Source organism: Actinomarinicola tropica (assembly GCF_009650215.1).
GTDB classification, from domain to species: domain Bacteria; phylum Actinomycetota; class Acidimicrobiia; order Acidimicrobiales; family SKKL01; genus Actinomarinicola; species Actinomarinicola tropica.
In genome coordinates, this window is sequence record NZ_CP045851.1 from 3,040,552 (window position 1) to 3,067,303 (window position 26,752).

Genomic DNA, 26,752 nt, shown 5'->3' on the forward strand with positions numbered 1-26,752 from the left:
GGGGCGGTCCTCCTAGACGGGCTCGTCGAGGGGCTCGTTCTCGCCTCGCATCTCGGGCCCAGGTACGCCGGTCCACTGCCAGTCGCGGATCTCGGGGAGGTCCTCGCCGTGGGTGCGGATGTACTGCGTGTGCTCGATGAGCTTGTTCTTGAGTGCCTCGCGGGCGTGGGCGGCGACGTTGTGCAGGCGCGGCACGAAGTCGAGTGCCGCCATAGCAAGGTTGAAACGGTCGATCCGGTTGAGGACGCACATGTCGAACGGCGTCGTCGTGGTGCCTTCCTCGACGTAGCCGCGCACGTGGAGGTTGTGGTGGTTGGTGCGGCGGTAGGTGAGCCGGTGGATCAGCCACGGGTAACCGTGATAGGCGAACAGAACCGGGCGGTCGGTCGTGAAGAGGGCATCGAAATCACGGTCGGACAGACCGTGGGGGTGCTCCCTGTCGTCCTGGAGACGCATGAGGTCGACGACGTTGACGACCCGGATCCGTAGGTCGGGGAACCAGCCGACGAGCAGCTCGGCTGCAGCCAGGGTCTCCATGGTCGGCACGTCACCAGCGCAGCCGAGCACGATGTCAGGCTCGCCGGCGGCGTCGGTGCTCGCCCACTCCCAGATCCCGATGCCCTTGGTGCAGTGCACGATGGCGTCATCGATGTCGAGGTACTGGAGCTGAGGTTGCTTGCCAGCAACGATCACGTTCACGTACTGCCGGCTGCGAAGGCAGTGGTCCGCGACCGACAGCAGGGTGTTGGCGTCGGGCGGCAGGTAGACCCGGATGACCTCCGCCTTCTTGTTGACGACGTGGTCGATGAAGCCGGGATCCTGATGGGAGAAGCCATTGTGGTCCTGGCGCCAGACGTGGGAGGTCAGCAGGTAGTTGAGCGACGGAATCGGGCGCCGCCACTCGATGTCGTTGGTGACCTTGAGCCACTTGGCGTGCTGGTTGAACATCGAGTCGACGATGTGGATGAACGCTTCGTAGCAGGAGAAGAGACCGTGACGACCAGTGAGCAGGTAGCCCTCGAGCCAGCCCTGGCAGAGGTGCTCGGAGAGGATCTCCATCACTCGTCCATCGGGCGCGAGGCCATCGTCGCTGTCGACCGTGCCGGCGTTCCAGGTCCGGTCGGTCACATCCAGCACCGCGTTCAGGCGATTGGAGTTGTTCTCGTCGGGGGCAAAGACGCGAAACGTCGACATGTTCTCCGCCATGACGTCGCGCAGGAACGTTCCCAGCACACGGGTGGCCTCGACCGCACCCGTACCGGGAGCGTCGACGGGGACTGCATAGTCACGGAAGTCGGGCATTGCGAGGTCTCGCACGATCGGGCCGCCGTTGGCGTGCGGGTTGGCGCTCATCCGTCGATCGCCCCCCGGGTGAAGTTCTCGGATCGCCGGCACGGGCGCGCCGTCGTCGTCGAAGAGCTCCTCTGGTCGGTAGCTGCGCAGCCATCGCTCCAGCACGGCCCGGTGGTCGTCGTCGCTGCGAGCGTCGGCGAACGGCACCTGGTGCGACCGCCACGACCCTTCGACCGGGCGGCCGTCGACCTCCGCAGGCCCGGTCCACCCCTTCGGTGAGCGCAGGACCAGCATGGGCCACCGCGGCCGCTCGTTGAGCTCGCCGCTGCGGGCGCGTCGCTGGATCTCGGCGATGTCGTCGAGGCAGCGGTCAAGCGCCGCGGCGAACGCTTGGTGCATCGTGTCTGGGTCGTCGCCCTCGACGATGTGGGGCGTGTGGCCGAAGCCGCGCAGCAGCCCGTCAAGCTCGTCGCTGTCGATCCGAGCGAGCACGGTCGGGCTGGCGATCTTGTAACCGTTGAGGTGAAGGATCGGCAGCACTGCGCCGTCCCGGCGAGGGTCGATGAACTTGGTGGAGTGCCAGCTGGCCGCCAACGGACCGGTCTCAGCCTCACCGTCCCCCACCACCGCGGCGACGATCAGGTCCGGGTTGTCGAACGCCGCCCCGTAGGCGTGTGCCAACGAGTAGCCGAGCTCCCCGCCCTCGTGGATCGATCCTGGCGTCTCGGGCGCCACATGGCTGGGGATCCCGCCCGGGAAAGAGAACTGGGTGAACAGCCGCCGCATCCCCGCCTCGTCCTGGGAGACGTCCGCGTAGACCTCGCTGTAGGTACCTTCGAGCCAGGCCGCGGCCACCGGACCGGGCCCGCCGTGGCCGGGACCCATCACGTACATCATGTCGAGATCCCGGGCGGTGATGGCCCGGTTCAGGTGGGCATAGATGAAGTTGAGCCCGGGTGTGGTGCCCCAGTGGCCAAGCAGGCGCGGCTTGACGTGCTCCGCCAGGAGCGGCTCGCGCAGCAGCGGATTGTCCATGAGGTAGATCTGTCCCACCGACAAGTAGTTGGCTGCTCGCCACCAGGCATCGATGCGGGACACCGACTCGTCATGTAGGCGATGTTCCGTCGTTGTCACGGTCGGGTCGTCCTCGCTCATCTGTCGTACCTCAGGGCGTCGAGACGTCGGAGTCGCTGGCCTGGGCGATCGGGTTCGTGGTGGCCGGTAGGAAGGTCTTGGTGATGCCCAGCGACTTGTCGGTCTTCGCGATCGACGTGGCTGCGTCAGCCTCAATGCCACTCATGGCTCGGATGCAGTCGATGGTCTCGGGAACAACGATCGCTTCGTTGTCTACTTGGAGGGTGAGGTAGACCTCTCGGCCGTCGGTGGAAAGGGAGTCCTCCCATACCGCCACCTCCCACATGTCGCCGCGTGGACGCCCCATGTCACGCATGAGCTCCACGACCGAGTTCGCCGCCACCACACCGTCCGCGGCGCGAACGAAAGCGATTCGGGGTTCGTCCGCCAAAGCTGCCTTGAGCTCCTCGATGCTGACCGGCCGGGTGGTCTCCACCATGGCGAAGTGGACGTGGCTCAGGTTGAACGGACCGGATCCGGCCATCGTGGTGATGTCGAGGTCAGGGAGCATGGTCTGGACGTCGGGTCCCTGGTGGCTCGGCACCTTCATCTCTGGCACAACCGTGTTGATCGTGCCGTTGATGTGTGACTCCCAGGGATCGGTTGCCCGCCGAAGAAGGACCGCTCTGACGCGGTGGACCCAGCCTTGCCGGTGAAGCGCATGCATGGTGCGGCTGAGTGCCGTCGTGTTGCACGAGACAACCCGCGCCCAATCACGGTTGATCGCATCGGCGTAGTTGACCTGCGCGCAGAAGGAGAGGCCAGTGAGTTCATGGCTTTCGCCGCCCTGCCAGATGCCCTTCACCCCGGCGGCCTCGTATCGAGCCTTGTTCGCAGCGGCAAGCTTCTTCGGGGCGCAGTCGGCCACGACGTCGACCGCCCCGAGGAGATCATCCAAGGTCCCCACGGTCGGTATTCCTGCCGCCTCCATCTCGGTGCGTGCGGCGTCGTCGGAGGCGAACACGCGGTGCCCGCGCTCAGCCGCGATCCGAATCCGATAGTCCGATGCCATATCGGCGATCCCGACCAGCTCCATGTCGTCTTGAAGCGTGACGGCATCGGCCACGCGCTTGCCGATCACGCCGTAGCCGTTGACCGCAACCCGAACCTTTTGATCCATGACGCATCTCCTTGGTTCAACCGGGCCCGTCGTCCCGATAGATCCGAACGGCTTGGTCTGAGTGAACGCCGCAACCTGACGCCGCGACTACGACAAACCGTAGTCGTCTAGATCACTCCGCGCAGCAGCCCTCCTAGGCGAGTTCGACGGCGTCGCCGTGGGCCGGAACGTTGGTGTTCCAACCGAGGTCGTCGCGCAGCGAGCGACGGAGCGCGTCGGCAGAGGCCGGTTCGCCATGAACGATGTGCGTGGTTCGCGGCGCAAGCTCAGAGGACCTGAACCAGTCGGTGAGTTCGTCGGCATCGGCGTGGGCCGAAAGGCCACCGATCGTCGCAACCTCAGCTCGGATCGGCACGTACGAACCGAACACCTTCACCCGGTTCGCGCCTGCGAGGAGTGCCTGACCGCGGGTGCCTGCGGCCTGGTGACCCACGAGAAGAACCGTGCTGCGATGGTCTGGCCCCACCTGTTGCAGGTGGTGCAAGACTCGCCCACCGGTCAGCATGCCACTCGCCGAAAGGACGACCATCGGTCCCGACCGAGACGTCAGTTGCTTGGATTCCTCCACGGAACGAACGAAGACGACGTCGTCGCACATGGCTTTACATTGTTGGACTGTCAATCGATGTTCGTCGAGATGATCGCAGAACAAGTCGGTGGCGCTGACGGCCATCGGGCTGTTCATGTAGATAGGAACGCGGGGTATGCGGCCCGACGACATCAGTTCGCTGAGCAGATGAAGCGCGGTCTGTGCACGCCCGACGGCGAAGACTGGAACCAGCAAGGTACCGCCTCGCTCCATCGTGCGGACCACCACGTCGGCGAGCGCATCGGATGGGTCGCTCTGCTCGTGGATGCGATCTCCATATGTCGACTCGGTGACGATGTGATCAGTAAGGGGGGCTGGCGCAGGGGCCTTCATCACGGGGTCGACCGGGCGTCCGACGTCGCCGGTGAACAACACGGATGTGTTCTCATCAGCGACTCGAACAGCAGCGGCGCCAAGGATGTGGCCCACCGGGCTGAAGAGAACTTCGACACCGGGGACAGGTTCGAATGGCTCCAAGAAAGGTTGGGGACGGAATGCCTTCAGGGCCTGTAGGGCGTCCTCTGAGGTGTAGAGCGGAACAGCCCGCTGGTGGCGGCTCGACTTCCGTCTGTTCGCATAGCGAGCATCCTCTTCGTGGATGTGCGCCGAGTCTGGGAGGAGGATCTTGCCGAGATCGGCGGTGGCGGGGGTGCACCAAATCTGTCCGCGGAAGCCATCCCGAACGAGTGCTGGCAGGTAGCCTGTGTGGTCGATATGGGCGTGGGTCAGCACGACGGCATCGATGGTTGCGGGGTCCACCGGGAACGGGTCCCAATTTCGCTTTCGAATCCGCTTCACCCCTTGGAACAGGCCGCAATCGATGAGTAGTCGTCGGCCCCCGGTTTCAACTAGAAACCGTGAGCCGGTCACGGTCTCGGCCGCACCCCAGAATGTGACACGCATGATGTTCCTTCTTCTTGTGCGCCGATCAAGGCGTCGTGGTGGGTCGACCCGACCCAAGGTCGCTTCAGGAGAGCCCCAAGGTGGCGAGTTGTGCTTGATGCCCGCGTACCACGATGTCCACAACCTCGTCGGGTTCGTCGGTGAGATGGACCAGATCAAGGTCCATCGGGGAGATCAGTCCCTCATCGCGAAGCTGGACGCGCAGCCACTCGAGCAGCCCGGACCAGTACTCGGTCCCGACCAGCACGACAGGAAAGTTCTTGATCTTCTCGGTCTGGATGAGGGTCAGGGCTTCGAACAGCTCATCGAGGGTCCCGAATCCGCCGGGCAGCGCGACAAAGGCGGCCGCGTAACGGACGAACATGACCTTCCTAGCGAAGAAGTAGTCGAAGTGGACCGCTCGGTCGACGTGCTCATTGGTCTCCTGCTCGTGCGGGAGCTCGATGGTCAGGCCGATCGACAACGCGTTGGCATCGCGTGCACCCCGGTTGGCGCCCTCCATCACACCGGGACCTCCACCGGTGATCACCGCAAAGCCGGCGTGGCCCAAAGCTTCGGCAACCGCCCTTCCTCCAGCATATTCAGCGCTCGCAGGCCCGGTTCGGGCCGAGCCGAACACCGATACCGCCTTCACCACACCGCGAAGCTCGGCGAACCCGTTTTCGAGTTCAGCGGCCATACGTGCAACCCGCTCGGGATCATCGCTTGCAAACTCGAGATGGCCGCAAGAGCACAAGAGATCTTCGTCAGCTGTCCGAGGCCGCCAGTCGGAGCTGCGGACTTTCGACTCCGCGTCTCCGGTCGACGTCACCGGTGTGCACCGCGGTCGACACTATGGCTGTGACCAGCATGGCGCTGAACCATGACGGCGATGCACACCCCGGCGGCAATCAATCCCAGGCTCAGAGCTGCCGCCCAGCCCAAAGTAACGCCGACCACCGATGTGAGGACCACGATCAAGAGCATCGGTCCTATGCAGCAGATTGCCAGTGCGATGAGAAGTCCTCGGTCGGAACTCTTCGTTTGCCCCGCTTCTTCCATCGAAATATCCCTTTCATGTGGAGACCCCTGCATGGGCCCGTTCGCCTTCCTGGTCTTCGAGCGCGGGCGGGCGAAGCTCCACCCTCCGCAACAACTGAGCATTGAGCGCTACCACGATGGTCGACGTGCTCATCAGCACCGCGGCGAGGGCCGGTGGCATGTTGATCCCAGCCCAGCTGAGTGCGCCGGCCGCGATCGGGATGGCCAGGATGTTGTAGCCAGCCGCCCACCAAAGGTTCTGGAGGCTCTTGCGGTACGCCGCCTTCGAAAGACGGACGATGCCAACAACCGCTCGTGGATCTGAGCTAGCCAGGATCAGCCCCGCGGATTCGATGGCGACATCGGTGCCAGCGCCGATGGCGATGCCGACATCGGCGCGCGCTAGCGCCGGAGCGTCGTTCACGCCGTCGCCGACCATCGCCACGTTCAACCCTCGGGCTTGCAGCTCGGCAACCTTGGCATCCTTGTCCTCGGGGAGGACCTCGGCCATCACCTCGTCGACTCCGAGATCTCGACCGACCGCATCAGCGACCTCACGGGCATCACCGGTGATCAACACCACTCTGCGGCCCATCGCTTGGACCTGTCTCACGGCTTCGCGGGCCTCAGGTCGAACCTCGTCCTCGAGGGCGATGCCGCCGATGATGGCGTCGCCGCGTGTCACGTAGAGGACTGACGAGCCCCGCTCCCTCCAGCCCTGCGCCCACTCGGTGAGGTCGTCGGGCTCGGCGAGGCCACGCTCCCGGACCATGTTGGGGCCACCGACGGCATGGGTCTCGCCTTCGACGGTGGCTTCGACGCCGCGTCCGGTTATGGAGCGGAAATCCCTAGCCGTCGCCACGTCCCCCCGTTCCTTCGCTGCGGCGACAATGGCGCGGGCCAAGGGGTGTTCGCTGTCGGACTCCACGCCTGCCGCGAGCCTCAGGACCGCGTCATCGCTGGTGCCACCTGCGCCGGACGCCCCGACGACAACGTGTTCGCCCTTGGTGAGCGTGCCGGTCTTGTCGAACAGGAAGGCGTCGACGGTGCGGCTCTGCTCGAGCGCGAGCCGATCCTTGACCAGAATCCCGTTGCGAGCCGCCAGCGCTGACGAGATCGACGTCGTCAACGGGATGGCAAGACCAAGCGCATGGGGGCACGAGATGATGAGCACCGTGACGACTCGGGTCACAGCTTCGCTGCTGTCACCCATCGCGGTCCACACGATCGCCGTGATCACCGCCGCCCCGGTTGCCACGTAGAACAGCAAGGCAGCGGCCCGGTCAGCCAACACCTGAGTGCGTGACCGCGACGCCTCTGCCTCAGCAACCAGCCTCTGGATGCCCGCCAGGGTCGTCTCCTCGCCGACCGCGTCGATCCGCACTCGGATCGCCGAGTCGGTTGACACCGTGCCCGCCACGACAGGGTCACCGATGCCCTTGGCAACCGGCTTCGATTCGCCGGTGATCATCGACTCGTCCAGCTCCGCAGACCCGTCGACGATCTCGCCATCCGCTGGGACTCGGGCACCGGAGCGGACCAACACCACATCGCCCACCTGGAGCGAGTCGATCGCCACCGGCTCGACCGATCCGTCCTCGCGGACGCGCTCAGCCTCGTCGGGCAACAGTTCGGCTAGTGCGGCGACGGCGTCCTGGGCCTGGCCGAGCGCCTTCATCTCCTGCCAGTGTCCCAGCAACATGATGGTGACCAGCAGCGCCAGCTCCCACCAGAAGTCCAGGTCGAACATATCGAGCGACGTCGCCATCGACGCCACGAAGGCGACGGTGATCGCCATCGAGATCAACAGCATCATGCCGGGCTGACGGTCCTTGGCCTCCCGCCAACCGCCCTCGAGGAACGGCCAGCCGGCCCAGAAGAAGATCACCGATCCCAGTACGGGACCGATCCACTCGATGCCATAGAAGTCCAGGTCGTAACCGAACCAGTCCATGATCATGTGACTGGTGATGACCACCGGAACCGTCAGCAGCAGGCTCCACCAGAACCGCTTGCGGAACTGCTCAGTGTGGTGGCCGGCGTGCTTCCCGTGTCCGTGCGAACCGTGACCACCACTTCCAGCGTGACCAGAGTGGGCAGGCTCGTCGTGACCTCGGTGGCCGTCGTGGTGAGAATCGTGGTCGGTGCTCATGCAATCTCCATGATCGACTTTTCTTCCAACCGGACTGTGCCGCTACGGGTGGCGACCCGGACGCGAACGACCTCATCTTCGGTGGGTTCGGGCTGAGGATTCATGAACCCGTCTTCACGGGTCGCGGCGGGAGGCGCATCGGCTTCCTTCCGCCCCTTGTGTGAGTGTCCTGTGGGCGCTCCCCGAAGCGGCGGAGCCGGAGGCTGTTGGCGACCACACTGACCGAGGAGAACGCCATGGCGGCACCAGCGATCATCGGGCTGAGGAAACCAAACGCCGCGAGGGGGATGGCCGCCGTGTTGTACGCGAACGCCCAGAAGAGGTTCTGCATGATGGTGCGGTGCGTCCGCCGCGATAGGGCAATAGCGACGACGACCCCGCCCAGGTCACCACGCATGAGCGTGAGATCACTGGACTCGATCGCCACATCGGTTCCGCTTCCGATCGCCATTCCCAGATCGGCCTGCACCAGGGCAGGGGCATCGTTCACCCCGTCACCGACGAAGGCAACCACCTGCCCATCCGCCTGGAGTCGGGCAACTTCGGACTGCTTCTCTTCAGGAAGCACTTCCGCGAGCACACGATCGATGCCCACCTGAGAAGCGATCGCACCCGCAGTGCGGGCGTTGTCGCCCGTGATCATCGCCACCTGCAGACCCATCCGGTGCAACTGGGCCACGACGTCCGCCGCCTCGTCCTTGAGCGTGTCTGCGACGGCCAGGACACCGCGCACCTGACCGTCCCAGCCAGCAAAGACAGCGGTGCGGCCTTGCGCCTCAAGCTCAGTAGCTGCGATCTCAAGGCTTGGAGACATCCGCATCCCGGCTTCGCCCATGAGCTTGCGTCGTCCGACGGTCACGTCGGTGCCGTCAACATTGGCTCGCACCCCGTGTCCGGCGAGAGCCCGAAAGTCTGTGGAGGCGGACAGTGCCGCACCGAGCCGCTCGCGAGCGCCGACAGCCACCGCTTGGCCGATCGGGTGCTCACTGTCAGCCTCGACTGCTCCGGCGAAGTTCAAGAGCGTGGCTTCCTCGGTGCTGTCCAAGACCACGTCGGTCAGTGTCATCGCGCCCCTGGTGAGGGTCCCGGTCTTGTCGAACACCACGGTGCTGATGTGGCGGGTGCGCTCCAGCACCTCGACCGACTTGATGAGGACGCCTAGCTGAGCGCCACGACCTGTGCCAACCATGATCCCCATGGGCGTGGCAAGGCCGAGAGCACAGGGGCATGCGATGATGAGCACGGCCACCGACGCCAGCAGCCCAGCTTGTGGGTCACCCCCGATGGTCGCCCACACCACGAACGTGACGGCAGCTATGGCGATGACAACCGGCACGAAGACCGCCGACACCTTGTCAGCGAGCCGCTGCGCCGCACCCTTGCCCGCCTGGGCTTCCTCGACGAGACGAACGATCTGGGCGAGCGACGAATCACCACCAATAGCGGTAGCTGAGACGGTCAGCACGCCAGAGGTGTTGATGGTCGCACCGGCGACGCGCGTGCCAGGCGTCTTGTCAATGGGGATCGATTCGCCGGTGAGCATCGACTCGTCCACCGCAGACGAGCCGTCGACGACCGTCCCATCGACAGGGATCTTCTCGCCAGGCCGAACCCTGATGAGGTCCCCAACGACGACGTCCTCGATCGGGACCAGGACCTCCTCACCGTCTCGCAGAAGGCGTGCCTCCTTGGCGCCGAGCTCGAGAAGAGCGCGGATGGCCTTGCCCGCCCGGCCTTTGGCGCGGGACTCGAGGTACCGACCCAGGATGATGAAGGCGATGATGACGACCTGCGCCTCGAAGTAGAGGTCGTGACCGCCGATGATCAGCTGATAGGTGCTGAACAAGTAGGCGGCGGAGGTGCCCATGGCGATCAGGGTGTCCATGTTCGCGGACGCCCTTCGAGCTCTTCGGGCCGCCTCACGTAGGAAAGGCCAACCAGCCCAGAACTGCACCGGCGTGGCGATGGCCCATTGAGCGAACCGCACGTATGGGTTCATCGTCGCCACGTCGTGCCAGAACATGGTGGAAGCCATCGCCAGCGCCAACGGCAGGGTCACGACCATCCGGACGAACCAGGTGCGTCGTTGGCGCTCCTCGGCTTCTTCGGTCGCCGCTGCTCGGTCAGCGGCCGGCGCCTGGGTACCTCCCAGTGGTCGCATCTGGTAGCCGGTCTTTTCGACTGCCGCTGTGAGAGCCGTCAGGTCGACCGGGCGGCCCTGTGTGACCCTCGCCCGGCCGGTGGCGAAGTTCACCTCAGCCGAGGCGACCCCGTCGTGTCGCTCGATCACCCGCTGCACTCGGGCCGCGCAGGATCCACAGGTCATCCCGTCGACATCGAACTCCACCACTTCTGGCGGCTCTTGAGGCGCCTGGAGCTTGTAGCCGGCCCGGTCGATCGCTTCGACCAGGCCGTCCCAGGAGACCGAGCCGATGGTGTGTATCCGTGCTTGGCCAGTCGCGAAGTTCACTCCGGCCTTGGTGACTCCTGGCTGGCGAGTCAGCACCCGCTCGACGCGAGCGGCGCAGGACCCACAGGTCATGCCTTCGACGGCCACGTCGACAACAGCTTCGGCGTCGACGCGCGGGGCGGTCGTCTGGTGAGTGTTCACCATCGTGTTCAGCTCTCCATTCCCCTGCAGGCCCTGAGGCTCAGCCCGTGATGCCGGCGACGTCGTACCCGGCATCACCGATGAGCGCTGCGATCTTCGTAGCGTCGATGAGGTGGGGATCGAACGCCACCTTGACGGACTTCGAGTCCAGGTCGGTCTCGGTCGAGACGATCCCCTCGAGAGGATCGAGCGCGTCGCTGATGTTGGCGAGGCACGAGCCGCAGTGGACCGTGGGCGTGGAGAAGGTGACGATGGTGGGCTCTGGGCTATTGGTCATTTCTACACCATACCCCCCTATGGTACCCTTGGCAAGGGTACGCAACACGACGTCGGGTCGAGGAGGATCATCAGGTGAGGGGATACAGCATCAGCAAGGAGGACTACCTGAAGCGGCTCCGTCGGATCGAAGGACAGGTCCGTGGGCTGCAACGGATGATCGAGGAGGACACCTACTGCATAGATGTGCTCACCCAGATCACTGCAGCCACCAAGGCACTCCAGAGCGTCTCCATGGGCCTGCTCGATCAGCACGTCCGACACTGCGTGGCGGAAGCGGCAGGCGGTGAGGATCGGGAGCACGCCGACGCCATGGTCGAAGAGGCCCTCCAAGCGATCGCTCGCATCGTTAGAACCTGATGCGTCCGGGGAAATGACACTCGGCCCCAAGCGGCGAGCAACGCGGGACGCCGGAAGCGCGGGACTGCCGCGCGTTGAGGTGACAGGTGGGGTCAGGCGGCGGTTGCCGTCTGTGGGGTGATGATCGTTTCGTACTCGATGGGGGTCAATCGGCCGAGAGCGGCTTGGCGGCGTCGGCGGTGGTAGGTCCGTTCGATCCAGGTCACGATCGCGATGCGGAGCTGGTCGCGGGTCGCCCAGCGTTGGCGATCGAGGACGTTGCGCTGCAGGAGAGCGAAGAACGACTCCATGGCGGCGTTGTCGCCGGCCGCGCCGACCTGGCCCATGGAGCCGACGAGCCGGTGGCGGGTGAGGGCCCGTTGCACCTTGCGGGCGCGAAATTGCGATCCTCGGTCCGAGTGCAGGATGCAGCCGGCCACGTCACCGCGGCGGGCGACGGCCATCTCGATGGCGGCGACCACGAGTCGGGCCTTCATCCTCGAGTCGAGGGACCAGCCGACGATCCGGTTGGAGTAGAGGTCCTTGATCGCGCAGCAGTAGAGCTTGCCCTCGGCGGTGGGGTGCTCGGTGATGTCGGCGACCCACAGCTGGTTCGGGGCGCTGGCCGAGAACCGGCGGAGGACGAGGTCGTCGTGGGCGGGGGTGCCGGTCCGCGATCCCTTGCGGCGGCGGGGCTTGCCGAAGCAGGACCACCAGCCCATGTCGCGACAGATCCGCCACACCACCCGATCCGACACCTCAAAGCCTTGGGCGCGGACCTCGTCGGCGAGGAACCGGTAACCGAACTCCGGATCGTCGCGATGGGCGTCGAAGATGGCGTTCTGGGATGTGGTCGATCTCGTCACCCATGCCACCTTCGACGGCGGCGACCTCCATCTTCACGGTCATGACGGACTTGCCTCGGTACGCGAGCTTGATCTCGCATCGGGCGGCGCCGGTGTCCTTCACGGGTTCCAGCTCGGTCCTCGTCGCGGTGAAGTCGCCGTGCCCGGCCCGGAGCGCTGGGTCGAGGTGGCCAGTCACTGCATCCATGCTGGCTCGGAAGGCCGTATCGAAGTCCTTGGTCGCACGCGCGCCCGAGTCAATGCGCAGCTCCATCGCCACCCCGCCCTTCACGAGGAACAGCGGCTCGCCGTCTTCGGCATGCCGGGCCTCGTCGAGCATCGCCGCGACGACCATGAAGCCGAGCCAGCGCCGCAGGCGCCCGGCCGCCACGCCGGTCTCCTTGGATGCCTCAGTGAGCCAGCGTTCCAGCACGCTGACGTTGTGCGGCGGCTTGTCCTTCACCGGGAAGCCCTCCATCAGCCGGCAGCCTCCACCACCGGGAGCTCCTCGCGGGTGATCAGCCCGCGTCGCCGGGCCGAGTCGACCGCCTGGTCGATCAGTCGACGATCGAGGTGGCGTTCCTGTCCGTCGAGGATCGCACGGAGCGCTGTCACGACCGGGATTCCCTCGAAGCGGGTGACGTCGACGGGCTCGAGGTCGCGTGTGTGCACGACGTACTCGGGCGGAGTCGCCCGGCGAAGGCGCGCCGCCTTCGGCACCGTGACGTGGATCTTGGCGGGGTTGACGTCACAGAGGTCCCAGAGGTCGAGGGCGGAGTCGTGGGAGATCACGCCCAGCCGTCGCGGCCACAGGGTGGCCTGCATGAACTCGTCCAGCGGCCCCGCTGGAAACGAGTGGAAGCGGTACAGGCCATGAGCCACCCGGTCGACGTGTCCGTGGCGACGCATGTCGACGAGCACTTGGGCGTCACCACCGAGGTGCTGGAGGTCTTCGGTGGTGACGAAGCCGTACTGGTCGGCGGCGATGTCGAAGAGCTCCGAGTACCAGCGGCCAGGCATGCCAAAAGTATGGAAGAAATCCATAGTTTTGGCAACGGCCCCAGGGAGAGCTGCCGTGCGCGTGGTGGGTACGCTCGGTCGGGCCCCTGCACCCGATCGCCGCGAGCGGCGACGCCGCCGAGCGTACCCACCGTGTCAACGACCGTGGTGGACCGACCATGGGACGCGCCCAATTCGAATAGCCCGGCCTCCTGGTCGATACAGATCTTGGCGAGCAACTGATCGGGAGGTTCTCATGGCGCTGAACAACTTGGACCCCGCCAGCCTGCGGTGGTCGCACAACGACAGGACGGACGAGCTCTACCGGGTCCACGACGGCGACGAAGCATGGGCCGCTGTGCTCGTCGCTCCGCGCGCCCGCCCGTCGGGCGATCTCGGGCGTCGTGTCACCGACGCCGAAGCGGAGGAGATCGTGCGGCAGCGGAGCGACTGGCACCCCTATTGCTGGGAGGACGACCTTCGTTCCGCCGATCATCGGGTCCGGATGCAGGTCCTCGAGGGCCGATGAATCCGAGCCGGGCCTCACAGCCCGAGTCCCCGGCTGGGGCCGACCGCCCGATCGGTACCGCAGGCCGGAAGGTTGTCGAGCTGCGCACGGACGGCCTGAGCGCTGAGGCGTCTGAGCTGTCGCTCGGTGGAGTGGATGTCGGTCCGGAGTGCGTCGGCCTCGGGTTCGACGACGGCGGCCCACTGCCTCGTAGCCGTGTCGGCCATCGCGGTGAGCCTCGGTAGTCCTTGGCTGCTGCTCGACGCCCGCGTCGAGTCGCAGTCGGGTCGCTGGCGGCACGGCGGCTCTCGTCGAGGGCGTCGGCGGGGCGGTTGTAGGCGCGGGCGGCGTCACCGGCTGGTGGGCCAGTCCAGCGTCCGGTGCCCGCAAGGAGTTCGTCGAGATCGTCGTGCAGTTCGATCAGCCGACGTTGAGCATCGCCTCGACGCTCCGCCCTTGGTCGGGGTTGCCACTCGGCCCCCTGCTCGGCCAGCCACCCGCGGGCCCAGTGGTGCACGCCGAGGTCGGCCAGCGGCAGGCTCCATGACGCCGGCTCGCCGGTGCCTAGGTCGAACCGGTCACCCGCGTGGGTGGCCTTCAGCAGTTCGACGCGGAAACGCTCGGCCTCGGCCTTCGTGCGGAACGACCGGCTGCGGTGGCCGTCGTCGATAGCCCACCGGACGATCTACGGGAAGGAAACCGAGTCGAGAACTGCCGGATGCCCTGGTCAGCCGCTCAGATCTGATCGAGATACCCCGATTCCTCCCACGCTCCTCCCACAGATGGAGGACAAGGGCGCGGCCTGGGGCGTCACAGGGAGGCAGTAAACCGTGCGTCGCAGGTTCGAATCCTGCCGGGGGCACCACGCGAGCGAGAACGCGGACGTATTCCTTGACAGGAATACGTCTCCCTCCGTACCGTGGACGCATGACACGGAGCCGATCGTTTCGCCAGGCCCACCGGTGGCTCGCCATGACGTTCACCGTCACCGTGGTCATCGTCACCGCCTCGGGGGCCCTCGGAGGCCCCGAGTGGGTCAGCTACATCTCGCTCCCACCGCTGGCGGTGCTGCTCGTGACCGGGCTCTACCTCTTCGCCCTGCCCTACCGGGCCCGCAGCCGCACGGGCGCGACCTAGTGGCCCCGGTGCAGGCCACGGTCTTCCACGCACTCGGCGAACCGAGCCGGCTCCGGATCGTGGAGCTGCTCAGGTCCCGCCCGTTCGCCGTGAGCGAGATCGCCGAGACCCTCGACATCCGCCAGCCGCAGGTGTCCAAGCACCTCAAGGTCCTGGCCGAGTCGGGCCTGGTGCGCGTCGAGCCGCGGGCCCGCCAGCGGATCTACCACCTCGAAGCCGAGCCGTTCGACGAGATCGCCCGGTGGGCCGAGTCCTTCGAGCACCTCTGGGCGACGCGCCTCGACTCCCTCGGCGACTTCCTGCGCCCCGACGAGACCAAGGAGCAACCCTCGTGATCCAGAACCCGCTGCGACGCCGCAAGGACCTGCACTTCCAGCGCTCCTACCCCGCGAGCCTCGACGCCGTCTGGAGCGCGTGGACCGACGCGGACCAGCTGCGCCAGTGGTGGGGGCCGGAGAAGACGACGATCGACGAGTGCGAGGTCGACCTGCGGGTCGGCGGCCGCCTTCGGGTCGTCACCGTCGCCACCGAGGAGATGGGCAAGTACGCCGGCACCCGCTGGCCGATGGAGGGCACGTTCACCCACGTCGAGGCGCCGCGCCACCTCGCCTACGACGCCCGGTCCTGGACCGAGGGTGAGGAGGAGTCGGCCACGATCCACCACACCAACGACCTCACGCTGACGGGCGACGGCACGAGCACGACGGTCACGTTGCACGTGGCCATCACCGAGATCGGGCCGAAGGCGAAGATGGCGGCGTTCGGCATGAAGTGGGGCTACAAGGCCCAGCTCGACGCGCTCGAGCAGCTCCTGGGCGGCGCCTGAGCGGACCGCGGGCGGGTCGGGCAGCCCGGCGGGAACCCTCAGGTCGAGCGGCTGACCGCCGACGCGGGAAGTGGTGGGCGCGGCCGGATGGCGTCGTCCGCCGTCCGAACCCCGTCGAAGAGGAACCCCGCCATGACCACCTCCGTTCGACGCGCCTCCCGGCGCGCCGCGCTCCTGCTCGCTGCGCTCACCCTGCTCGCCGCCGCCTGCGGCGACGGCGACGGCGGGGTCGCGCCAGCGCCGGCCGACTCGGACACCACGAGCGAGACGACCGCCGCCGACGCGAGCGGCACCGACGACGAGGGGTCCGAGGAGGAGGACACCGAGGATGCGTCCACCGACGCCGACTCGGAGTCCGGCGACGAGCAGTCGGCGGAGCGCGACGCGAACATCGACGGCCTGGACCACACCGCCTGTGAGTCCTTCGACCTCTCCGAGCTCAACGCCGTGACCGGGATCGACTTCACCTTCCTCCACGGCGACCAGGACGCCTCGGCCGAGGGCGCAGGCGAGGCCACCTGCCTGTTCGGGCTCGAGGAGGGCAGCACCAACTACCTCTACGTCGACTGGCAGGTCCGGTGGGAGGAGTTCGCCGCCGGCAACTACGGCGCGGCCCTGAACGACGCGGACGTGGGCAACGTGACCTCGATGCCCTACGAGCTCGGCGACTACGAGGACGCCACCCTCATCGTCGAGGGCGACGGCGACGGCCTCCAGGTGCTCGCGCTCGACGCGCCGGCCGTGTACCAGGTGCGCGTGGCCCTGGCCGACGAGATCACGGACCCCGACGCCGTCGCCGCGGCGCTCCTGCCGGTGCTCGAGCAGCTGGAGAGCGCCGTCTTCGACTGACGACGCACCGGGCACTCAGGCCCGGCGGCCCAGCCAGTCGGTGATCGAGCGGTCGGGGCGGGCCTGATCCGGGTCGGCCCCGGCGACGACACCTCGTCCGTTGCTCACGTCGACGACGGTGTCGTCGCCCATGGCCTCGGCCGACTCGGTCAGGTCGACGTGGGCCCGCTGGGCGAACCCCATCTCCTCGTGGTCGACGGCGGACTCGTCGACGATCGACGCCGCGAGGATGCGGGCGATGATGTGGGTGACCGTCGGTTCCCGCATGCTCTGGCGGGCGCAGATCCGGCCGATCTCGTCCTGCAGCGGCGCCGCCAGCCACGACGGCAGGGCGTCGGGCACGTTCATCCGGGCCTGGGCCTCCGTGCGGGGGTCGACGCCCGGCGGCGGTGCGGTGATCTGCCCCACGATGTCGGCCGCCTCGGCGAGACCGGCACGCAGCTCGAGGGCCGACAGCTGGAGTCGGGCCTGGCGGTGGTTGCCCTGGGTGACGAGCCCGACGACGAGGTCGACGACCCGGCGGACGCTGCCCAGGTTCGGTTGCTGCCCGGCGACCGGCACGGTCGGTCCTCCTTCGACGTCCTCGTTGCGGCGCACGGCCGCTCACTACCCGCTGTGGTCGGGAGGCTACCCAAGATGGGTCGTTCGGCGCACTCGCGCGAGCGGCGCGAGCGGGGCGTGGGCCCCGACTCGCGCCGCGGGCGACTGCGTGGTGTCAGCGTCCCCGACCGGGGCCACCGCCGTGGCCGGGACCGCCGCCGTGGCCGTTGCCGTTGCCGTTGCCGTTGCCACCGGCGTTGGCGTGGGCCGGCGGGGCGTCACCGGTGCGACCCGGCGCGTTGCCGCTGTTGCCGGGAGCCGGTGCGGGTGCGGGCTCCTCGATCGGCTCCTCGACCTCGTCCTCGCCGTCCTCGGCCGGGACGCAGTCGTCGAGGCCGCGGGCCACCGAGCTCACCCAGCGGCCGTGGTTGCCGCACCGCTCGTCGTTGCTGTGATCCTGGGCTGCGGCCGAGACCGCGGCGCCGTGGTTGTCGGGACGCTCGCCCTCGTCCTCGTCGGTGCCGTCCTCACCGTCGGTCCCGTCCTCACCATCGGTCCCGTCCTCACCATCGGTCCCGTCCTCACCATCGGTGCCGTCCTCGCCGTCGGTCCCGTCGTCGACGTCCTCGCCGTCGTCGGGGATCTCGCCCTCCTCGCCGAGCAGCTCCGACGTGGTGGTCGTCTCCTCGATGGTGGTCGTCGTCTCCTCCGACCCGTCACCGCCGACGGCGTCGTCGGCGACCGCCGCGCCCGTGCCCATGATCAGGACCGCCGCGATCACCGCACCCGTGCGGCTGAACTTGCTGGACAACATGTGACGTCTCCTGTGGTTGGTCGTCGGCGGACCCGCGCCACCGCCTCTGTTCCTGAGTCAACGCCGCGCGTCATCCAGGGGATACGGCCACGGTGGGTCGTCCGGCCCACTCGCAGCGTGGCGACCGTCGCGACCGGACCCCGGACGCGGCGACGGCGCCGCCTCGGGCCGGGGGGATGGCCGAGGGGCGCCGTGCGCGTCCACCGACGCCGGGAAGGGGAGGACCCGGCGCGATCGGAGTCAGTGAGGCAGGGAGTCGAGCGCCCCGGCGACCGCGGCGTCGTCGGTGAGGAAGGCGTGGAAGGCGAGCAGGTCGTCGTAGTCGAACGCCGGAGCGGTCGGGTCGAGTGGGCTCTCGGCCGGGGTGCCCCAGGTCGAGTACCGCACACCGGCGGACACGAGCAGGTCGATCGTGTGTCGCGGGCTGCCCTTCACGACCACGTCCTGGCAGTGCGGGCAACGGAACGAGTAGGTGCCCTCGCCCGTCTCCTCGCTGATCATCACCTGCACGTCGGCGGTCGTCAGCTCGACGTCTCCGCATGCTCCGCAGGTCGCTCGAATCGTGGTCATCTCCGTGCCCCTTCTCCGCTGTCACACCCAGGATCGGAGGCTGCCCGGCCCCTCTTGAGAGCCCGGCGCGAAGTTGATCCGCGCGGCCCAGGTCGTGCGACCTATGCCCGCCGTCACCCCGTGGCGAGCGGGTGCGGGCGGCCCGCGCGGGGCGTGGTCAGGCGGTGGTGTCGACGACCACCACGGTGTCGGGGAGCAGCTCGATCCCCGACGCCTCGACCCGGCCGGGAAGTGCCTGGTCGGAGGCCAGAACGACCTGTCCCGCCGGGACCGGCACCACGACCGGAGCGGACCCGAGGTGGGCCGCGATCGACCACCGCCCGCGGTCGAACCGGAGCCACCCGGCGGCAGGGTCGACCTCGACGGTCGTCGGGCAGTCCCCGGCGCGCAGGTCGGGGTCCCCGAGCCGCAGCGCGACGAGGTCGCGGTACCAGTCGAGCAGGGCGGCGTGACGGGCCTGGCCGAGCTCGGACCAGTCGAGACGGGACCGCTCGAAGGTCGCCGGATCCTGCGGGTCGGGCACCTGGTCGGGCTCCCACCCGAAGGCGCCGAACTCCGAGCGGCGGCCCTGGGCGACCGCCCGCCCGAGCTCCGAGTCCTGGTGGTCGGTGAAGTACTGGAACGGGGCCGACGTGCCCCACTCCTCGCCCTGGAACAGCATCGGCACGAACGGTGCGGTCAGCACGAGCGCCGCGGCGACGCGGAGCCGACCGTCGCTGACGTTCGCCGACAGGCGGTCGCCCACGGCCCGGTTGCCCACCTGGTCGTGGTTCTGCGCGTAGCCGAGCAGGTTCCGGCAGCTGATGTGCTCCGGGGCCCGACCGTGCCGGCGGCGCCGGTGGTCGGACCAGCCGCCCGTGTAGACCCAGCCGTCCCGCAGGCTGGCGGCGAGGGACGACAAGCCGTCGAAGTCCTCGTAGTAGCCCGACGTCTCCCCCGTGAGGGCCACGTGGAGCGCGTGGTGGAAGTCGTCGCTCCACTGGGCGTGGAGACCGTAGCCGCCGAGGTCCCGCGAGCGGCAGAGCCGCGGGTCGTTCTGGTCGCTCTCGGCGATGAGCGTGAGCGGCCGGCCGACCTCGGCGGCGAGGTCCTCGACCCTCTGCACCATCTCCTCGAGGAGGTGCGTGGCGGACGTGTCGATGATGGCGTGCACCGCATCGAGGCGGAGCGCGTCGACGTGGTAGTCCCGCAGCCACATCAGCGCGTTGTCGAGGGCGAAGGCACGGACCTCGTCGCTGTCGGCGCGGTCGTAGTTCACCGCCGCCCCCCACGGCGTGGAGTAGAAGTCCGTGAAGTACGGCCCGTAGGCGCCGAGGTAGTTCCCCTCCGGCCCGAGGTGGTTGTAGACGACGTCGAGCACGACCGCGAGGCCGCGCCCGTGGCAGGCGTCGACGAGCCGCTTCAGGCCGTCCGGTCCGCCGTAGGCGTGGTGGGGCGCGTAGAGGGCGACGCCGTCGTACCCCCAGTTGCGGGTGCCGGGGAACTCGACGACGGGCAGCAGCTCGACCGCCGTGACCCCGAGGTCGACGAGGTGGTCGAGCCGTTCGACCACGCCGTCGAAGTCGCCCCGGGGCGAGAACGTCCCGACGTGCAGCTCGTACAGCACGCCGTCGCGGACGTCGGCGCCCCGCCAGTCGCCGTCGGTCCACTCGAAGGCGCCGTGGTCGACGAGCCGCGACGGGCCGTGGACCCCCGACGGCTGGTGCGGCGACCGCGGATCGGGGAAGGGACCGCGGCCGTCGACGACGAACGCGTAGTCGTCACCCGGCTCGAGGTCGGGGACGTCGACGGAGAACCACCCTCGCTCGCCGCGCGCCATGCGGACGCGGCGGCGGTCGGCGCCGACGACGGCGACGACGTCGTGGCGGGCACGCGGCGCCCACACGCGCAGCTCGGTCATGGTGTGCCTCCTCGGTCGTCGCGCAGCAGCGCCACGGGGAACCGCTCCAGCAGATCGGCCAGTCGGATGCTGCCACCGTCCCACCGGCGCTCGCCGAGCTCGTCCCACCACGACCCCTCGGGCAGCTCGACGGTGGTGTCCTGCCAGCCGCCGGCGGCCTCGAGGCCGAGGGGCAGCCGGGGGACGACGGCGGCGGCGTGCCCGCCTCGCAGGTAGGCGAACGCGTGCCCGGCCGCCGCGCCACCGACGGCGAGCGGCGCGTAGGAGGCGCCGTCGAACCACTCCGGCCGCTCGGCCCGGAGCGCGAGGGCCCGGTGCACCACCCACAGCTTCGGCGTGCCCTCGTCGTCGGCGTCGCGCCGCTGCTCGGGCGTGAGCTCCCGGGCGCGGGACAGGAGCCTCCGGCGCAGGTCGTGGTCGACCGGGCGGCGGTTGTCGGGGTCGACGAGGCTGAGGTCCCACAGCTCGGTGCCCTGGTAGATGTCGGGCACGCCGGGTGCCGTCAGCTGCACCAGCTTCTGGGCCAGGGCGTTGAGGCGTCCGGCGGGCACGAGCGGCTCGACGAACGCGGCGAGGTCGGCCGTCAGCTCCTCGTCCTCGCACACGGCACGCACGAAGGCGGCGAGGGCGTCGTCGAACGCAGGGACGGGGTCGACCCACGACGTGTGGCGCTTGGCCTCCTTGGCGGCCTTCTCCATGTAGGCGACGGCCCGGTCGGCTCCGAGCGGGTGCGCCCCGACCAGGGTCTGCCACAAGAGGTGCTCCATCCGGGGGTCCGGCCACCCCGGGGCGTCCTGGGCTGCGCGGTGAGGAGCGGCCATGGCCGTCCAGCGCCGCACGGCCTCGCTCCACGCGCCGGGCACCTCCGAGAGGAGCGCGAGGCGGGCACGCACGTCCTCCGAGCGCTTCGTGTCGTGCGTCGAGAGGGCCAACATGGCGCGGGGCGCCGCGTCGGCGGCCAGGGCCAGCGCCGCGTGCACCTCCGCGGGCTCCAGGGCGAACACCGACGGATCGGAGCCGACCTCGTTGAGCGACGCCAGGGGCACGTGGTCGTAGAAGGCGGTGTCCTCGACCCCCTTGGCCATCACCGGGCCGGTGATCTGCTGGAACCGCATGCGCAGCTCGGTGGCGGCCGTGCCGGCACCGGGCTCGAGGTCGCCACGGAGGACGAGGCCGAGGAACTCGAACACCTCCGGATCGAGGTCGTCGCGCCGCTCGGCGGCCTCGGCGAGCGCCTCTTCGATCACGCGGGCATCGGTCGGCGTGCACCGGCCGTCCTCGCCGACGTAGGTGCGGTACACCGAGAAGCACGCCGCGGTCTCCTCGAGGGCGTCGTGCAGGTCGCGGCGGGTGAAGTCCCGCCAGCGCCGGTGGTGCTCCGACACGGCGACGAACAGCTCCGTGGCCCGGCCCAGGTCCGCGGCGAGCGAGTCGCGCATCACCGCGTGCTTGGCCCGGTGGACGACCGCGGCGAGGGCCTCCTCGGCGTCGTCGGGGTCGACGCCGATCACCTCGGCGTGCAGTGCGCGGACCGGCGCCTCGCCACGAGGGTCGTGGAGCAGGCGCGTGACCACGTGGCAGAAGTCGTACCCGGTCGTGCCGTCGACGGGCCACGACGACGGCAGCGCCTCACCGGGTTCGAGGATCTTCTCGATCACGATCCACGCCGCGGGCCCCGCGGCGCGCAGCAGCTCGACGTAGGCCGCCGGGTCGCGCAGGCCGTCCGGGTGGTCCACGCGCATCCCGTCGACCTCGCCGTCGGCCAGCCACCGCAGGACGAGCTGGTGCGTGTCGGCGAACACCTTCGGGTCCTCGACCCGCAGCCCGACGAGCGAGTTGATGTCGAAGAACCGGCGGTAGTCGAGGTCGTGGCCCGCGGTGCGCCAGAAGGCGAGCCGGTGGTTCTGGTGGTCGAGCAGGTCGTCGAGCGCATCGACGTCGTCGTTGATCGACGCGACCTCGGCCTCGACGGCGGCTCTCGCCCCGGGGTCCTCGTGGCGCAGGGTGCGCAGCAGGTCGTGCAGGACCTCCTTGTCGCGGTGACGGGTCACCACGTCGGCGTGGCTCGTGGTGGTCGCCGAGGGCAGGCGGCCGAACGAGTGCCCGATGAACGCGAGGCGATCGGCGGTCCCCCCGTCGGCGCGGCGCGCGGCACCGAGGAGGACGCGGTCGAGCGTGCGGGGGGCCACGGGGAGGACGTGGTCGAAGTAGCGGATCCGGAAGCGGGCGTCCTCGCCCCACTCGAGGGTGATCTCGCCGCGCTCGAGCACCCGCCCGTACTGGTCGCCGAGGATGGGCATCAGCACCCGGTTGCGCAGCTTCGACTCCGGCGGGTCCCAGTCCACGTCGAAGTGGCCGGCGAAGCGGCTCGACCGGCCGTTCTCGAGGACGTCCCACCACCAGAGGTTGAGCGGCGAGCCGATCGCCATGTGGTTGGGCACGATGTCGACCACCTGCGCGAGGCCGAGCTCCCCCAGGCGATCGACGAAGCGCCGGTGCGCCTCGGGGCCGCCGAGCTCGTCGTTCACGCGGCTGTGGTCGACGACGTCGTAGCCGTGCGTGCTGCCGGGGGCGGCCTGGAGGTAGGGCGACGTGTAGACGTGGCTCACGCCCAGCTCGGCCAGTCGGTCGGCCACGTCGGCCGCGTCGTCGAACCCGAAGTCGGGCCGCAGCTGCAGCCGGTAGGTGGCGCGCGGTGCGGGCACCGATCAGACGCCGTCGACGACGGGACGGGTGGCGGCGACGGGGTCGGCGCGCCGCAGCAGCACGAGGGACCGACCCTCGGCACGGATCCGCTCGCCCGGGCGCCACTGCCGCCGGGTGGGCCCGGTGCGGGCCTCGCTCGTATCGATCACCCGCACCCAACGCTCGCCCCAGGCCTGGCTGGGGAGGGTGAAGTTGAGCCGGGCGTGGTGGGCGTTGAAGATGACGTAGAAGGACTCGTCCACGATCTGCTCGCCCTGCGGACCCGGCGTGTGGATCCCCTCGCCGTTGAGGAAGACGCCGATCGACTTGGCGTCGCCGCGCTGCCAGTCCTCCTCGGTCATCAGCTGCCCGTCGGGACGGAACCAGGCGATGTCGGCGGTGCCCTCGTCGGCGACCTCCTCCTCGCCCCTGAACCAGCGCCGCCGGCGGAACACCGGGTGCGCCTTGCGCAGCGAGATGAGGTCGCGGGTGAAGGCGAGGAGGTCGTCGTCGACGGCGTCCCAGTCGGTCCAGGAGATCTCGTTGTCCTGGCAGTAGACGTTGTTGTTGCCGCCCTGCGTGCGCCCGAGCTCGTCGCCGCCGAGCAGCATCGGGACGCCCTGGGACAAGAACAAGGTGGCCAGGAAGTTGCGGCGCTGGCGGGCGCGCAGCTCGAGGACCTTCGGGTCGTCGGTCGGGCCCTCGACCCCGCAGTTCCACGACCGGTTGTGGCTCTCGCCGTCGCGGTTGTCCTCGCCGTTGGCCTCGTTGTGCTTGTCGTTGTAGGAGACGAGGTCGTTCAGCGTGAAGCCGTCGTGCGCGGTGACGAAGTTGATCGAGGCGTGCGGACGGCGGCCGGTGGTCTCGTACAGGTCGGAGCTGCCCGTGAAGCGGGAGGCGAACTCGCCGAGCGTCTGGTCCATCGAGCGCCAGTAGTCGCGCACGGTGTCGCGGTACTTCCCGTTCCACTCCGTCCAGAGCGGCGGGAAGTTGCCGACCTGGTAGCCGCCCTCGCCGACGTCCCACGGCTCGGCGATGAGCTTCACCTGGCTCACCACAGGGTCCTGCTGGATGAGGTCGAAGAACGCCGAGAGCCGGTCGACGGCGTGCAGCTCGCGGGCGAGGGCCGAGGCCAGGTCGAAGCGGAACCCGTCGACGTGCATCTCGGTCACCCAGTACCGGAGGCTGTCCATGATGAGCTGGAGCACGTGCGGGTGCCGGGTGTTCATGCTGTTCCCGGTGCCCGTGTAGTCCATGTAGTACTGCGGGTCGTCGCCCACGAGGTGGTAGTAGGCCGGGTTGTCGAGCCCCCGGAACGACAGCATCGGCCCGAGGTGGTTGCCCTCGGCTGTGTGGTTGTAGACGACGTCGAGGATGACCTCGATGCCCGCGTCGTGCAGCGCCTTCACCATCGACTTGAACTCGGTGACCTGCTGGCCGCGCTGGCCGCGGGTGGCGTACTCGTTGTGCGGGGCGAAGAAGCCGATCGAGTTGTAGCCCCAGTAGTTGCGCAGGCCCTTCTCGAAGAGCGTGTGGTCGTGGATGAACTGGTGGACCGGCATGAGCTCGATGGCGGTGACGCCGAGCTTGCGCAGGTGCTCGACGACCGGCGGCGACGCCACCCCCAGGTACGTGCCCCGCAGGTCCGGGTGCACATCGGGGTGCGTCATCGTCAGGCCCTTGACGTGGGCCTCGTAGACCACCGTCTCGTGCCAGGGCGTCGCCGGCGGACGGTCGTGGCCCCAGTCGAACCACGGGTTGACCACGACCGACTTGGGGACGTGCGGGGCACTGTCGTCGTCGTTGATCGAGCCGTCGTCGAACCGGTACGGGAAGGCGGCCTCGCTCCAGTCCATGCCGCCCTCGATGGCCTTGGCGTAGGGATCGAGCAGGAGCTTCGCCGGGTTGCAGCGCAGACCGTGCTCGGGCTCGTAGGGCCCGTGGACACGGAAGCCGTAGCGGTCGCCGGGCCCGACGTCGGGAAGGAACCCGTGCCAGCAGAACCCCGTGACCTCGGGCAGGTCGACGCGCCGCTCGGTGCCGTCCTCGTCGAAGAGGCAGAGCTCGACGCGGTCGGCGAGCTCGGAGAAGACCGAGAAGTTGGTCCCGGACCCGTCGTAGGTCGCACCGAGGGGGTAGGGGTTGCCGGGCCAGACGCGCATGGCGCTGACGCTACCTGCGGGTCGCCTCGCTCAACCCTGTGATCTTCGGCCGGGGACGCGTCTGACAGGATGGCCGCCGTGGCCCGCTCCGGGATCTTCGGCATCCGCCTCCACCACCCGGCCCAGGTCGTGGTCGCGGCGTTCGGCGTGACCATCCTCGCCGGCGCGTCGCTGCTCATGCTGCCGATCGCGACGGCGGGTCCGGGGAGCACCCGGCCGATCACCGCCCTGTTCACGGCGACGTCGGCCGTGTGCGTCACCGGCCTCGTCACGGTGGACACGCCCACCTACTGGTCCGGGTTCGGGCAGGGCGTGATCATGCTGCTCATCCAGCTCGGCGGCTTCGGGATCATGACGCTCGCCTCGCTCGCCGCGATCTTCGTCAGCCACAAGCTCGGTCTCCGCTCGCGCCTGCTGGCCCGGGCCGAGACCGGGACTCTCGACCTCGGCGACGTCCGCTCGATCCTCTTCGGCATCATCCGCTTCACCCTGCTGTTCGAGGGCGCGGCGGCGCTCCTGCTCACCCTGCGGTTCTGGATCTCCTACGACGAGGGCCTCCTGCGCGCTGTCTGGCTCGGCGTGTTCCACGCCATCTCGGCGTTCAACAACGCCGGGTTCGCCCTCTTCAGCGACAACCTGATGGGGTTCGCCGGCGACGAGCTGCTGCTCCTCGTCATCGGGGCCGCGGTGGTGAGCGGCGGCCTGGGGTTCCCCGTGTGGCTCGACCTCCGCAACGAGCGCACCCGCTTCACGCGGTGGTCCCTGCACACCAAGCTCGTGGTGACGATGACGGCGGCGCTCCTCCTCGTCGGGATGGTGACGCTCACCGCGTTCGAGTGGGACAACCCCGAGACGCTCGGCGACCGCAGCGCCGTCGACACCGTCGCCAACGGCACCTTCGCCTCGCTGACGCCCCGCACCGCGGGGTTCAACACCTTCGACTACGGCGAGGCGAACGACGAGACGATCCTCGTCACCACGCTCCTCATGTTCATCGGCGCCGGGCCGGCGTCCACCGGCGGTGGGGTCAAGGTCACGACGGCGGCTGTGCTCGCCCTCATGGTGTGGGCCGAGCTGCGTGGCGACCCCGACGTCAACCGGTTCAGCCGCCGCATCCCGGCCACGGCGCAGCGCCAGGCCCTCTCGGTGGTGCTCATCGGCCTGACCGCGCTGTTCGCCGGCAACCTCCTCCTCACCGCGACGTCGCCGTTCTCGATCGGCGAGACGCTGTTCGAGGCGACGTCCGCGTTCGGCACCGTCGGGCTCTCGACCGGCATCACCGGGCTCCTGGCCGACCCACCCCAGGCCGTGCTCGTCGTGCTGATGTTCCTCGGTCGCGTCGGCCCCCTCACCCTCGGCACCGCGCTGGTGCTGCGCGAGCGCGACAAGCTCTTCCGCTACCCGGAGGAGCGCCCGATCATCGGGTGAGCGATGCTCCGCTTCCTCCGCATCCGCTTCACGCCGGCGCGCGTCCTCGTCG

At 68.7% G+C, this 26,752-nt stretch carries 21 protein-coding genes and 2 pseudogenes; 7 read left to right on the forward strand and 16 right to left on the reverse strand.

The window, feature by feature from the left end; translation table 11 throughout:
* Nucleotides 1-12 precede the first annotated feature (12 nt).
* The 7 genes from GH723_RS14925 to GH723_RS14955 form a co-directional block, all read right to left on the reverse strand.
* Nucleotides 13-2,448 (reverse strand): phosphoketolase family protein, encoded by a 2,436-nt coding sequence (locus GH723_RS14925; protein ID WP_153760389.1) that lies wholly within the window; start codon nucleotides 2,446-2,448, stop codon nucleotides 13-15.
* A 10-nt stretch (nucleotides 2,449-2,458) separates the two neighbouring features.
* On the reverse strand, nucleotides 2,459-3,547 hold the full coding sequence (locus tag GH723_RS14930) for a type II glyceraldehyde-3-phosphate dehydrogenase (RefSeq protein WP_153760390.1): 1,089 nt from the start codon (nucleotides 3,545-3,547) through the stop codon (nucleotides 2,459-2,461).
* A 133-nt stretch (nucleotides 3,548-3,680) separates the two neighbouring features.
* Nucleotides 3,681-5,039 (reverse strand): MBL fold metallo-hydrolase RNA specificity domain-containing protein, encoded by a 1,359-nt coding sequence (locus GH723_RS14935; protein WP_153760391.1) that lies wholly within the window; start codon nucleotides 5,037-5,039, stop codon nucleotides 3,681-3,683.
* Nucleotides 5,040-5,103: 64 nt separating this feature from the next.
* Nucleotides 5,104-5,718, reverse strand: a complete 615-nt coding sequence (locus GH723_RS14940; protein WP_153760392.1) for an LOG family protein — start codon at nucleotides 5,716-5,718, stop codon at nucleotides 5,104-5,106.
* A gap of 375 nt (nucleotides 5,719-6,093) precedes the next feature.
* The gene (locus GH723_RS14945) at nucleotides 6,094-8,211 is read right to left on the reverse strand and encodes a heavy metal translocating P-type ATPase (protein WP_153760393.1); all 2,118 of its coding nucleotides are present in this window, start codon (nucleotides 8,209-8,211) and stop codon (nucleotides 6,094-6,096) included.
* A 100-nt stretch (nucleotides 8,212-8,311) separates the two neighbouring features.
* Nucleotides 8,312-10,825: a heavy metal translocating P-type ATPase gene (locus tag GH723_RS14950; RefSeq protein WP_229022865.1), complete on the reverse strand. Its 2,514-nt coding sequence runs from the start codon at nucleotides 10,823-10,825 to the stop codon at nucleotides 8,312-8,314.
* A gap of 37 nt (nucleotides 10,826-10,862) precedes the next feature.
* A complete protein-coding gene (locus GH723_RS14955) occupies nucleotides 10,863-11,099 on the reverse strand; it encodes a heavy-metal-associated domain-containing protein (protein WP_153760394.1) in 237 nt (78 codons plus the stop codon).
* Nucleotides 11,100-11,173: 74 nt separating this feature from the next.
* On the opposite strand from GH723_RS14955, the gene GH723_RS14960 reads away from it, so the two are divergent.
* The gene (locus tag GH723_RS14960; protein WP_153760395.1) at nucleotides 11,174-11,458 is read left to right on the forward strand and encodes a metal-sensitive transcriptional regulator; all 285 of its coding nucleotides are present in this window, start codon (nucleotides 11,174-11,176) and stop codon (nucleotides 11,456-11,458) included.
* A 92-nt stretch (nucleotides 11,459-11,550) separates the two neighbouring features.
* Here the strand turns inward: GH723_RS14960 and GH723_RS14965 are convergent.
* From GH723_RS14965 to GH723_RS14975, 3 genes and pseudogenes are all read right to left on the reverse strand, one after another.
* Nucleotides 11,551-12,336: pseudogene (locus GH723_RS14965) on the reverse strand (IS3 family transposase); the annotation flags it as partial.
* A gap of 31 nt (nucleotides 12,337-12,367) precedes the next feature.
* Nucleotides 12,368-12,760 (reverse strand): annotated as a pseudogene (locus GH723_RS14970) (hypothetical protein); the annotation flags it as partial.
* Nucleotides 12,760-13,302: a type IV toxin-antitoxin system AbiEi family antitoxin domain-containing protein gene (locus GH723_RS14975; RefSeq protein WP_195210344.1), complete on the reverse strand. Its 543-nt coding sequence runs from the start codon at nucleotides 13,300-13,302 to the stop codon at nucleotides 12,760-12,762. The pseudogene GH723_RS14970 and the gene GH723_RS14975, both read right to left, overlap by 1 nt.
* Nucleotides 13,303-13,537: 235 nt before the next feature.
* Here GH723_RS14975 and GH723_RS14980 point away from each other — a divergent pair, with 235 nt between their 5' ends.
* The 5 genes from GH723_RS14980 (at nucleotide 13,538) to GH723_RS15000 (ending at nucleotide 16,601) form a co-directional block, all read left to right on the forward strand.
* Complete coding sequence (locus tag GH723_RS14980) at nucleotides 13,538-13,810, forward strand: hypothetical protein (RefSeq protein WP_153760399.1); 273 nt, start codon at nucleotides 13,538-13,540, stop codon at nucleotides 13,808-13,810.
* A 906-nt stretch (nucleotides 13,811-14,716) separates the two neighbouring features.
* Nucleotides 14,717-14,926: a hypothetical protein gene (locus tag GH723_RS14985; RefSeq protein ID WP_153760400.1), complete on the forward strand. Its 210-nt coding sequence runs from the start codon at nucleotides 14,717-14,719 to the stop codon at nucleotides 14,924-14,926.
* An 8-nt stretch (nucleotides 14,927-14,934) separates the two neighbouring features.
* Complete coding sequence (locus tag GH723_RS14990; protein ID WP_153760401.1) at nucleotides 14,935-15,261, forward strand: ArsR/SmtB family transcription factor; 327 nt, start codon at nucleotides 14,935-14,937, stop codon at nucleotides 15,259-15,261.
* Entirely contained in the window at nucleotides 15,258-15,752 is a 495-nt protein-coding gene (locus GH723_RS14995; protein WP_195210345.1) for an SRPBCC family protein, read from the forward strand. The genes GH723_RS14990 and GH723_RS14995 overlap by 4 nt, the downstream gene beginning before the upstream one ends.
* Nucleotides 15,753-15,884: 132 nt before the next feature.
* A complete protein-coding gene (locus GH723_RS15000; RefSeq protein ID WP_153760402.1) occupies nucleotides 15,885-16,601 on the forward strand; it encodes a hypothetical protein in 717 nt (238 codons plus the stop codon).
* A gap of 15 nt (nucleotides 16,602-16,616) precedes the next feature.
* On the opposite strand, the gene GH723_RS15005 is transcribed toward GH723_RS15000, so the two are convergent.
* From GH723_RS15005 to glgX, 6 genes are all read right to left on the reverse strand, one after another.
* Complete coding sequence (locus GH723_RS15005) at nucleotides 16,617-17,198, reverse strand: hypothetical protein (RefSeq protein ID WP_153760403.1); 582 nt, start codon at nucleotides 17,196-17,198, stop codon at nucleotides 16,617-16,619.
* A gap of 118 nt (nucleotides 17,199-17,316) precedes the next feature.
* Nucleotides 17,317-17,955: an ICP22 family protein gene (locus GH723_RS15010; protein ID WP_153760404.1), complete on the reverse strand. Its 639-nt coding sequence runs from the start codon at nucleotides 17,953-17,955 to the stop codon at nucleotides 17,317-17,319.
* A gap of 240 nt (nucleotides 17,956-18,195) precedes the next feature.
* Nucleotides 18,196-18,525 (reverse strand): hypothetical protein, encoded by a 330-nt coding sequence (locus GH723_RS15015; RefSeq protein ID WP_153760405.1) that lies wholly within the window; start codon nucleotides 18,523-18,525, stop codon nucleotides 18,196-18,198.
* A gap of 157 nt (nucleotides 18,526-18,682) precedes the next feature.
* The gene (gene treZ, locus GH723_RS15020; protein WP_153760406.1) at nucleotides 18,683-20,425 is read right to left on the reverse strand and encodes a malto-oligosyltrehalose trehalohydrolase; all 1,743 of its coding nucleotides are present in this window, start codon (nucleotides 20,423-20,425) and stop codon (nucleotides 18,683-18,685) included.
* Nucleotides 20,422-23,130 (reverse strand): malto-oligosyltrehalose synthase, encoded by a 2,709-nt coding sequence (gene treY, locus GH723_RS15025; protein WP_153760407.1) that lies wholly within the window; start codon nucleotides 23,128-23,130, stop codon nucleotides 20,422-20,424. Before treY ends, treZ begins: the two co-directional genes overlap by 4 nt.
* A 3-nt stretch (nucleotides 23,131-23,133) precedes the next feature.
* Entirely contained in the window at nucleotides 23,134-25,272 is a 2,139-nt protein-coding gene (gene glgX, locus GH723_RS15030; RefSeq protein WP_153760408.1) for a glycogen debranching protein GlgX, read from the reverse strand.
* A 69-nt stretch (nucleotides 25,273-25,341) separates the two neighbouring features.
* On the opposite strand from glgX, the gene GH723_RS15035 reads away from it, so the two are divergent.
* Nucleotides 25,342-26,700: a TrkH family potassium uptake protein gene (locus GH723_RS15035; protein WP_153760409.1), complete on the forward strand. Its 1,359-nt coding sequence runs from the start codon at nucleotides 25,342-25,344 to the stop codon at nucleotides 26,698-26,700.
* Nucleotides 26,701-26,752 lie beyond the last annotated feature (52 nt).